A 9506-nucleotide genomic window follows, 5' to 3' on the forward strand; every position below is an offset into this window, starting at 1 on the left:
ACCGCGGGGGCCATCGCGAGCAGTTCGGCGGCGGTGAACTCCTCGCACAGGCCGCCCGCGCCGAGGGTCTCCATGACGGCGGCGGCGACCCGCGGCTCCGGCTCGGGCGCGTCGGCGGTGACGGTGCCGAGGGCGAAGGCGGTCAGCCACACGGCCCGGCCGGCGCCGTCCGGGAGTGCGGCGGTGGCGTCCGGGCCGGCCTCCCGCAGCGCGGTCAGGCAGGCGTCCAGCAGTCCGGTGCGGGCGAGCTCCCGCTCGGTCTCCAGGTACTCCCACTCGGTGCCCCGGAGGACGGCGCAGCGGGCCTCGCCGTACTGGTAGAAGGGCACCACCGGGAAGCGCGGGCAGGGCCCGTCGGTGCTCGCGCGGCCGGCCCGGCCGGTGAACAGGGTGGCCTGGCGGAAGCCGTGGTAGGTGTTGCCGGCCAGGCTGGGCAGGTCGTCGTGCTGCACCGTGCTGGGGGTGCAGAAGCGCACCGGCATGCCGAGGGCGTTCAGGTAGCGCTGCACCACGACGTCGTAGGGCCAGCCGCCGCCGTGCTCCTGCTGGAAGGCCGCGTAGCCGCGGGCGGCCTCGGCGGGGAGCAGCAGCGCCTGGCAGGGCACGTGCTCCTGGAGGGTGTGGGCCCAGGGGGCGCCGGTGAGCGCGGCGAGCCGGGCGACGGCGCCGTTGCGGGCCTCCCAGCCCGCGTAGAGGGCGATCGCCTCGCCGGGGGCCGCGGCGGCGGCGCGTTCGGCGTGCTCGTAGAAGCCGTCGGCGAGCACCACGTCGTCCTGCAGCACCAGGTGGTGGGTGGCGTCGGGCGCCACGCAGGACCAGGACAGCGGTGCCACCCGGAGGGCGGTCGGGCGGCCGTCCGGCTCCGGGTCCATGACCACCCGGACGCGGCCCCGGGGGTCGGCCTCGGCGAGCCGCCGGGCCTCCTCCGCGCGCTTGGGGTGGCTCATCACCGCGCCGCTGAGCCGCACCTGGGCCGGTTCCTTGCTGACATCCATCGGTCTACCTCGCTGTGGGGGGTGGAGGATCGGTGCGGGCGGGTCAGCCGTCGGCGCGGTCGGCGCCGGCGTTGCGGACCTTGCGCTCGTTGACGTTCAGGCCGTGGTCGGCGCCGTGCTCGCGCTCCAGCCGGATCATCGCCGCGGGGCGGTAGTTGAGGATGTACGCCCGCCGGACCCGGTCGCTGGTGTTGCCGCGGGAGTAGTGCAGGGTGCTGCCGGAGTGCGCGACGCCCTGCCCGGCCGTCACCGGTACGGCGGTGGCCCCGGGCTCGTCCTCGGAGCAGTCGCACTCGATGTTCCTGCCGTCGCTGGTGGGGCGGTGCGGGCGCAGCGGCCGGGTGTGCGAGCCCCTGACGTACCACATGCAGCCGTTGTCGGGCCCGGCGTCGTCGAGGGCGACCCAGATCGAGACGGCCCGGGTGTCCGGCAGGTCGATCCAGTAGGCGGCGTCCTGGTGCCAGGGCGTCGGCACAGCGGTGCGCGGGGCCTTGTGGATCAGCATGTCGAAGTCGAGCGTCGCGTCCTCGCCGATCAGCTCCCGAGCCAGGGCCAACCCGCGTTCGTGCAGCGGCAGTTCGAGGATCGGCGGGTGGAGCGCGGAGGGCCACATGATCTGGGTGATGTTCTCCACGCCGGCTTCGGCGCCCTCGGCCCGGGGCACGTGCGAGCCGAGGTCGGAGCGTTTGTCGCCGCTCTCGATCTCGCCGGCGAGGAACCGGTCGTAGATCGCCCGGTACGCCTCGGTCTCGTCGGTTGACAGCAGGGTGCCGGCGAAGACGAAGCCGTCCTCCCGGAATGCGGTGGCCAGGTCGAGGGGTGCGCTGACGGTCATGGCTGAATCCTTTCCCGTGTACGGTCCGGGGCCGGGGGGAATTCCGTTGCGGCCGGCCGTGCGGACATGGCGGCGCACGGCGGGGTCTTTCCGCCGTCGCGTTCGTGATTCGGCACCGGGTGATTCGGTGGCGGTCGGTGATTCGGTGGCGGTGATTCGGTGGCGGTCGGCTGTTCACCGGTATTTCGCGTCGGCTCCCCGGCCGTGGTCATCACAGCGTCGGGAATTCGCCGCGGTCAACGTTCGTCGTCCACCGGGCCTCGAACTCCGGTCGGGGCGGGGTCAGCCGGCCTCGGCGATCCGCATCCGGTCGCGGTCCTCGGCGTCATGGCGGGCGGCGGCGTCCAGGACGGCCAGCACCCAGGCCGCCAGGTCGCAGTTGGCGCGGTCCGCGGCGTCCTCCCAGAGGCCGTGGCGGGCCTGGGTGACGGCGAGGCGGAGCTCGACGGAGAAGGGCCGGGTGCTCGCGCCCCGCGTGGTGGCGGCGCGGATCCGGCGGCGGAGTTCGTTGCGGGACCAGCCGCCCTGCTGGGCCCGGTCCAGCCAGTCGTCCTGGACCTCCGGGTCCAGCGAGGCGACCTCGGCGTGGTGCTGCATGCTCAGGGCGGGCCGGCGGCGCCCGGGCGGGAACTTGCGGGCGATCCAGGCGTAGTTCCGCAGGGTCTGGTAATCCAGCGCGGTTTCGTCGATGGCCCGTCGATAGCGCTCCGGATAACGGTCCTGGCCGTAGACGAGCCAGTCGCCGAGCCACCAGGTGGCGGAATCCGCGGCGGCCCCGAGATCCTGCCCGATGCTCATCCACACGTCGATCGGGATTCTGGCCGGGAGGGAGAGCGAGGTTTGGTCCCGGGAGAGGACGAAACCCCTCCCGGCGCGCCTTCCCGGAATCCTCACACGGTCCGGTCGATCCACCCCTCGCATGCCGTCCTCCCCGTTGTCGCAGCAACAGTCGATCATTGTGAGGAAGGGAACGGCACCGCTTCAAGGTCTAGACCAGCCATAGGGCGGGCGGCGCCCGGGGGCGGGAGCGGCGCCGCCCGCCGTCCCGCCGGCGGGACATGGCCGTGTCAGAACCGGAGGACGGCCCTGGCGGCCCACCGGCCACCGTGGTCACAATCGCACCGCCCCGACCCTGCGCCGAAGGAGCCGATGTGACCACCACCCGGGAGAGCGTCTCGGAGCACGGCCTGACCGTGCGCGCCCAGCACCGGCACAACCCGTACCAGCACCTCTTCGACGACGCGGAGTTCGCCGCCCTGCTGCTCGGCCTCGGGCTGCGCCGGGCGGCCAGTGTCTGGCGCAACCACACCGCCGACGCCGGCGCCGCGCCGCGCGACCCGTACCCCCGGGCGAGCATGGGCTTCGTCCTGCTGGACCCGACGGCCGGGCCGTGGGTGCCCGAGGCGCGGTCGGTGATGGCGGTGATCACCGTCGGCGAGGACGCCCGGCGCTTCCTGCCCAGGGCGGCGGCCAAGGCCGCGGGCCACCGCCGGCTGGGACGCAACTACGGCGAGGCGGTCCTGACCGACCCCCATCTGTGCGGCAGCGGCGGGTTCCGTTACGGGCACTCGGCCGCGATCCGCGGCCAGATCGTCGGCGCCAGCTCGCAGTCGACCGACCAGGACCTCTTCGAGGCCGGCCGGCTGGCCGCCGAACTGGTGGACGCGCTCGCCGCCGCGCAGTTGGCGTGGGAGGAGCGCACCGGCCCCGGCGACTGGTACTCGGCCGACGACGAACCGGCCCCGGTCTACCGGGAGATGGTCGCGTTCGCCCTGGACCCGGCCGAGGGCGCGTCGGAGCGCTGACGCGTCGGCACGCGTGAACACCGGCCGATACGTCGGAACGCGGACGCGCCGACACGGGTGAACACCGGCCGGTGCGTCCGCGCATGCCGACGAAGCGGTTCGTCGCCGAACCGCTGACGTCAGGACGCCGGCGGAGCGGGGGCGGCCGGCCCCCGCTCCCCCGGCTCAGCCGAGCAGGTGGTCGACCAGGTGGGCCACCGCGTGGTCGTCGTTGCTCGGCAGCAGCCGGTCGGCGGCGCGCCGGACGGCCTCGGGGGCGTTGGCGGGGGCGGCGCCGAGGCCCGCGAGCCTGAGCATCCCGCAGTCGTTGAGGCCGTCGCCGACGGCGACCGCCTGGGTGGGGTCGAGCCCCAGGTCCGCCGCGATCCAGGCCAGTACACCGTGCTTGCCGGTGCCGCGCGGGCCGAGTTCGAGGAAGTGCGGCCCGGACGCGGTGACTTCGGCGTCGATGCCCACCAACCCCTGGACGGCGTCGACGAGTTCGGTGCCGAACGGCGCGAACGGACAGGCCAGCAGCTTCACCACCGGCCGGCCCGACTCCACGCCGCCGCGCCACTCGACCCCGTTCCAGTGCCGGGCCACCTCCTCCGGGAAGCCGGGCTGGACGACCGTCCCGTCCAGCAGGTCGAAGGCCAGCACCCAGTCCGGGTGGGCCTCCCCGAGGGCGGTGGCGATCCGGTGCGGCACCGCCGGATCGAAGACCAGCTGCCGGCTGGGCCGCTGTTCGCCCGGCCGGAACACCAACGCCCCGTTGCCGTGCGCCCAGTAGGCCGAGGGCGGGATGCCCGCCCGGACCGCGGTCGGCACGTCGCGCGGGGGCCGGGCGGTGATCACCGCGACGGCGAGGCCGGCCGCCACCGCCCGGCCGAGCGCGTCCGACACCTCGTCGGGGAGCACCCCGGCGGAGTCCAGTAGCGTGCCGTCCAGGTCGCAGGCGAGCAGGCGGTATCCGTCGGCCATGGTCAGCCCTCCGGGGTTTCCGGACGGAACCGCAGGGTGAGCCGGGCCAGGCCCGCGCCGGTCACCACGGCCGCCACGTCGGCCGTGCCCGCGTGCCGGCGCACGGTCGGCTCCTTGCCGAGCGGCACCCAGAGCCACTGGGTGTCGACGACCGCGCGCCCGAGGACGTCATCGCCCTCCACCCGGGGGATCCGGTCGGAGAGCCGGGCGGGGATGTCGTGGACGTCGACCGAGCTGACCGCACCGGACGCGCCGAACCCGACCCACACCACCGTCCGGAAGGACATCAGGGCCGCGTCCGGCCCGTCCGCGCCGGGCAGCAGGTCGGCGGAGAACTCCCCGCTCCCCTCGTCCCATTCGGCCTCGGGCGTGCAGAGTCCGGCCGTGCCGGTGTGCGGTTCCACGGTTCCACTCCTGTCGGTCGCAGTTCGTGCACCTTCAGACGTGCTGGAGGCGGTCGAGCCCGACGACAGGTGGGGTGTCCAGCCTGCCGGGTCGGAGTTCGATCTCCCCTAGGACGGTGTCGCGCGGCGTGGACGCCGCCCAGGACACCACCTCGGCGACGGACTCCACGCTCATCTTGTACGCGGAGTGGTCGTCGTCGAAGTTCCGGATCGCTCCGGGGCTGAGCAGGGTGGTGCGCACCCCGTGCCGGCGCTCCTCCATCAGCAGCACCTCGGCCACCTGCTTGAGCGCGGCCTTGGTCGCGCAGTACGCGACGCCGCCCTCGAACGGCCGGGAGCCGGCGTGCGAGCCCATCAGCACGATGTGCCCCTGGGCGCGGCGCAGCAGCGGCAGCGCGGCCTGGACGAGCCGCACCGGCGCGGTGAGGTTGACCGCGACGGCCTCGTCCCAGTCCCGTGCGCTGACGTCGGCGACCGTGCCGAAGCCGCGGGTGACGGCGTTGACGACCAGCAGGTCCAGCCGCGGGGCGTCGGCGAGGACCCGCCCGGCGGCCAGGGCGACGGCGGCCGGGTCGCCGAAGTCGACGGTGACCGGGTCCTCGTGGTCGGCGCAGGGGGTGCGGTTGAGGCAGCGGACCTCGTACCCGTCGGCGATCAGCCGGCTGCGGACGGCCCGTCCGGTGCCCCGGTTGCTCCCCGTCACCAGGGCGATCGGCGGCGCCGCGGGATCACCCACCGGAGACCATCGAGATCAGTTCGGCCCAGCGGGCGAGGATGTCCTCACGGCCGGCGCCCTGCCGGAACATGTCCTTGTCGTAGGGCATGCCGTCGACGGTCTTGAGGCGCATGCAGTCCGGCGAGATCTCCGAGTTGACGACCAGTCCGTGCTTGTCGTCGGGCGCGATGACGAGGCAGAAGTCCCAGAGGTCGAGCGGCGCGAGCAGGTCGCGCAGGGCCGCGTTGCAGTCGAGCGCGACCTGCCGGTGGTGTTCGACGTCGACGCCGAGCAGCCGGAGGTAGTCCTCGCCGATCGGCTGGTCCTCCGGGTCGGTCCGGTAGTCGAACTTCACGACCGGGCGGTCGAGGACCTGCCCCTCCTCGAAGAGGCCGGGGTACTTGCGGATGGTCGAACCGGTGGCCCGGTTCTTGACGATGACCTCGAACGGCGGGGCCGGCCGGTAGTCGGCGAGGTAACTGGCCGGCCCCACGCGCTCGCGAAAGACGGTGTGGACACCGCGTTCGGCGAGTCGCGCCGAAACGTACTCGAAGAAGTCGAGACGCAACTCAGCTGTTCCGTCGATGAGTTCGTCGCGATCGAAGGTGAAACTCCGGAGCGAGGGAATCATCTCGATCAGGCAGAGGCCCTCGTCGACATGCCAGAGTTTCTTACTCCGCCCCTGGATGTCCGGAGTACGGGAAGTCACGGAAACCGCGTCTAAGGAGGCCACAGGTCGCTCTCTCAGGAGGTCGGGCACACAAGGGTGCCTAGGACTTAAATGATCAGCGGTGCGGCAAGTCTGGCACGGGCGTGACCGGAAAGAAAGAGCCTCCGGCAGGTTTAGAAGAGGCCATGTCATGATCGGGGGGCTGGACTCAGAAGTGCTCCAGCAACTCCGCGAAGCTGCCCAGCGCGAGCGTCGCTTCCTCGGGCCGGAACTCCTCGTGCTCCAGCACCCAGGTGTGCTCGTGCGGAATGTAGACGGCCTTCAGACCGGCCCGGAGTGCGGGCAGGATGTCGGACTTCGGCGAGTTGCCGATCATCCAGGTGCGCTCCGCGTCCAGGCCCAGCTCGGCGGTGAGCCGCCGGTACGTGTCCACGTTCTTCTCGGGCACGATGTGGATGCCGCGGAAGTGGTGGGCGATCCGGGAGGCGTCCACCTTCCGCTGCTGCTCCTCCAGGTTCCCCTTGGTGAGCAGCAGGAGTTCGTGGTTCCCGGAGAGGGCGACGAGGGTTTCGGCGACGCCCTCGATCAGCTCCACCTGACGGTTCGTCAGGGGGGTCAGGAGTTCCTCCACCCGGGCGTTCTCCACGTCCGTCGGGATTCGCCCGTTGAGGGCCTCCAGGCAGTCCCGCAGGCTCTGCCGGAACATCTCCGCGCCGTACCCGAGGGACACCGCGTTCTTCGCCTCGATCTCGTCCAGCAGGACCCTGGTGCGCGCGCGATCCTCCGGCGCGCAGACCCAGTTCAGAAAGCCGTCGATGACGCGCTCGAAGAGAACGTTGTTCTCCCACAGCGTGTCGTCGGCGTCGAAGACGAGCGTCTGGCCCTTGAGCATCGGTGATCCACCTCGGAGTACGTGTCGATGACGTGTGCCGACGACCGCTCCGGGGACCGTGCCGGGGACTGCGCCGAAGACCCGCCTCCCGCGGCGCGGACCTGAGCCGGCGGACGTGAGCCGACCGAGCGGACCCGAACGGGCCCGGAAGCAGTCGTGCAGAATGGTCATCATGCCAGAGCAGCACCGGATTCGCGGGCGTCGGGCCGCGGAGATCGCCGCCGACGTCGAGCAGGCCGTCACCGCCGGTCACCTCGCCCCCGGCAGCCCCCTGCCCCCGCTCCGCCGGCTCGCCACCGAGCTGGGCGTGAACCCCAACACGGCGGCGGCGGCCTACCGGCTGCTGCGGGACCGCGGCGTCATCGAGACCGGCGGGCGGCGCGGCACCCGGGTGCTGCCCCGGCCCACCCACACCCCGCGCGACCAGCGGCACTTCGAAGTCCCGGACGGCGTCCGCGATCTGACGGACGGCAACCCCAGCGCGGGCCTGCTGCCGCCGCTCGCCGACGCCCTGGCCTTCGCGGCCGGCGAGCAGCTACGCGACCCGGTGCTGTACGGCCGCCCGGCGATGGACCCCGGCCTGCTGGCCATCGCCCGGCGGGAGTTCGCCGCCGACGGCCTGCCCGGCGGGTCCACCGCCGTCGCCTCGGGCGCCCTGGACGCGATCGAGCGGGTGCTGCAGACCCGGCTGCGACCGGGGGACCTGGTCGCCGTCGAGGACCCGGGCTGGGGCAGCCTGCACGACCTGCTCCCGGCGCTCGGACTGCGGATGACCGGCGTCGGGGTCGACGACGACGGCCCCTGCCCGCAGGACGTCGCCCAGGCGCTGGCAGCCGGCGCCGCCGCCCTGGTGATCACCTCCCGCGCCCAGAACCCCACCGGCGCGACGGTCGGCGCCGCCCGCGCCGCCGAGCTGCGCGCGGTGCTGGCGGACCATCCGGACGTGCTGCTGATCGAGGACGACTTCGGGCACGCCATCGCGGACACCCCGTACCACCCGGTCTGCGCGGCGCACGGGCGCCCGATCGTGCGGCACTGGACGGTGGTCCGCTCGGTCACCAAACTCCTCGGCCCCGACATGCGGTTGGCCGTGCTGACCGGCGACGCCGACACCGTGGACCGGCTGCGCGGCCGCCAGCGGCTGGGCACCGGCTGGGTCAGCCACGTGCTCCAGCGGGCCGCGGCCCGGCTGCTGGCCGACGCCTCGGTGGACCGCGCCCGGGTGGCCGCCCACTACACCGAGCGGCGCGGCGCGCTGATCCGCGCCCTGGCGGCGGAGGACGTCCCGGCGCTGGGGCGCAGCGGCTTCAACGTCTGGATCCCGGTGCGCGACGAGACCTCGGCCGTGGTGGCGCTGCTCCAGCGGGGCTGGGCGGTGGCCCCGGGCGCGCCGTTCCGGCTGCGCTCCGGGCCCGGGCTGCGGCTGACCGTCTCGGGCCTCGCCCTGGCGGAGATCCCGGCGCTGGCGGCCGAGGTGGCCGCCGCGCTCCGGGTCGATCCGGAGCGCGGGCGCCTGACCTGAGGACGGGTGAGGCGGGTGAGGCGTCCTTGACAGGGGGGATCGGTGCGAACGATCCTGGCGGGCGGATCTGGAGAGAAGTCGGCCGTTCCGCCTCTCCACCGACCGTTCCCACCGGCCCAGCCGACCGGACGCCCGGCACCACGCACCGGCCGCGCTCGGGCAGGTCGCTCCACGCCCCCACCCAGCACGGACCGAGGAGTCCGAAGGCCGTGACGTCGATATTCGAGCGCCTGCACGACCACACCCTGGCCGACCTGGGCGCGCTCGACGCGCCCTACGACACCGGCCACCTCTCCCGGACCGCCGCGCTGGCGGGCCGGATCGCCGAGGAGTCGGGGCTCGCCGCGGGCACCGCCCACTGCGCCGCCTACCTGTACCACCGCTTCCGGCTGCCCGGCGCACGGGACGCCCCGGACGGCGCCCAGGACACCGCACGCGACTTCCTGACCCGCTCCGGGGTGCCCGGAGAACTGCACCGGGACCTGCTCACGGTCGTCGGCCCGGGCTCCCGGGCCGCCGAAACCCCGTACGGCGCGGCCGTGCTGGACGCCGAGCGGATCGACGCGATGGGCGCCGCCGGGCTCCAGCGGGCACTGACCGGGGAGGGCCCGCCCTGGCACCCGGACGACCCGGACCCGGCCGCGGGCCGCCCCCGGCCGGCCCCGCCGGAGCTGTACGAGGCGCTGCTCCGGGCCGAGCGCGAGCTGC

10 protein-coding genes and 1 pseudogene are annotated in these 9506 nt (G+C 73.8%); 3 read left to right on the forward strand and 8 right to left on the reverse strand.

The window, feature by feature from the left end:
* From BG452_RS22320 to BG452_RS22330, 3 genes and pseudogenes are all read right to left on the reverse strand, one after another.
* Window positions 1–995: pseudogene (locus BG452_RS22320) on the reverse strand (NAD(P)-dependent oxidoreductase); the annotation flags it as partial.
* Between the two features lie 43 nt (window positions 996–1038).
* Window positions 1039–1830: a phytanoyl-CoA dioxygenase family protein gene (locus BG452_RS22325; protein WP_188306119.1), complete on the reverse strand. Its 792-nt coding sequence runs from the start codon at window positions 1828–1830 to the stop codon at window positions 1039–1041.
* A 282-nt stretch (window positions 1831–2112) separates the two neighbouring features.
* A complete protein-coding gene (locus tag BG452_RS22330) occupies window positions 2113–2724 on the reverse strand; it encodes an LmbU family transcriptional regulator (RefSeq protein ID WP_411292994.1) in 612 nt (203 codons plus the stop codon).
* 257 nt (window positions 2725–2981) lie between these two features.
* Here BG452_RS22330 and BG452_RS22335 point away from each other — a divergent pair, with 257 nt between their 5' ends.
* Complete coding sequence (locus BG452_RS22335; RefSeq protein ID WP_188306121.1) at window positions 2982–3635, forward strand: hypothetical protein; 654 nt, start codon at window positions 2982–2984, stop codon at window positions 3633–3635.
* Between the two features lie 165 nt (window positions 3636–3800).
* On the opposite strand, the gene BG452_RS22340 is transcribed toward BG452_RS22335, so the two are convergent.
* The 5 genes from BG452_RS22340 to BG452_RS22360 form a co-directional block, all read right to left on the reverse strand.
* Window positions 3801–4595: an HAD family hydrolase gene (locus BG452_RS22340; RefSeq protein ID WP_188306122.1), complete on the reverse strand. Its 795-nt coding sequence runs from the start codon at window positions 4593–4595 to the stop codon at window positions 3801–3803.
* A gap of 2 nt (window positions 4596–4597) precedes the next feature.
* On the reverse strand, window positions 4598–4999 hold the full coding sequence (locus BG452_RS22345; protein ID WP_188306123.1) for a hypothetical protein: 402 nt from the start codon (window positions 4997–4999) through the stop codon (window positions 4598–4600).
* A 34-nt stretch (window positions 5000–5033) separates the two neighbouring features.
* Window positions 5034–5735: an SDR family oxidoreductase gene (locus BG452_RS22350; RefSeq protein WP_317621173.1), complete on the reverse strand. Its 702-nt coding sequence runs from the start codon at window positions 5733–5735 to the stop codon at window positions 5034–5036.
* Complete coding sequence (locus BG452_RS22355; RefSeq protein ID WP_411292995.1) at window positions 5728–6447, reverse strand: phosphoribosylaminoimidazolesuccinocarboxamide synthase; 720 nt, start codon at window positions 6445–6447, stop codon at window positions 5728–5730. The genes BG452_RS22350 and BG452_RS22355 overlap by 8 nt, the downstream gene beginning before the upstream one ends.
* Before the next feature lie 145 nt (window positions 6448–6592).
* Complete coding sequence (locus BG452_RS22360; RefSeq protein WP_188306125.1) at window positions 6593–7276, reverse strand: HAD family hydrolase; 684 nt, start codon at window positions 7274–7276, stop codon at window positions 6593–6595.
* Between the two features lie 172 nt (window positions 7277–7448).
* Between BG452_RS22360 and BG452_RS22365 the strand changes: the two genes are divergently transcribed.
* Together BG452_RS22365 and BG452_RS22370 are read left to right on the forward strand one after the other, a co-directional pair.
* The gene (locus BG452_RS22365) at window positions 7449–8798 is read left to right on the forward strand and encodes an aminotransferase class I/II-fold pyridoxal phosphate-dependent enzyme (protein WP_188306126.1); all 1350 of its coding nucleotides are present in this window, start codon (window positions 7449–7451) and stop codon (window positions 8796–8798) included.
* Window positions 8799–9007: 209 nt separating this feature from the next.
* The coding region (locus tag BG452_RS22370; protein ID WP_188306127.1) for a hypothetical protein at window positions 9008–9506 on the forward strand (499 nt) is incomplete at its 3' end.

This window comes from Streptomyces sp. CBMA123, assembly GCF_014596465.1.
Classification (GTDB): Bacteria; Actinomycetota; Actinomycetes; order Streptomycetales; family Streptomycetaceae; genus Kitasatospora.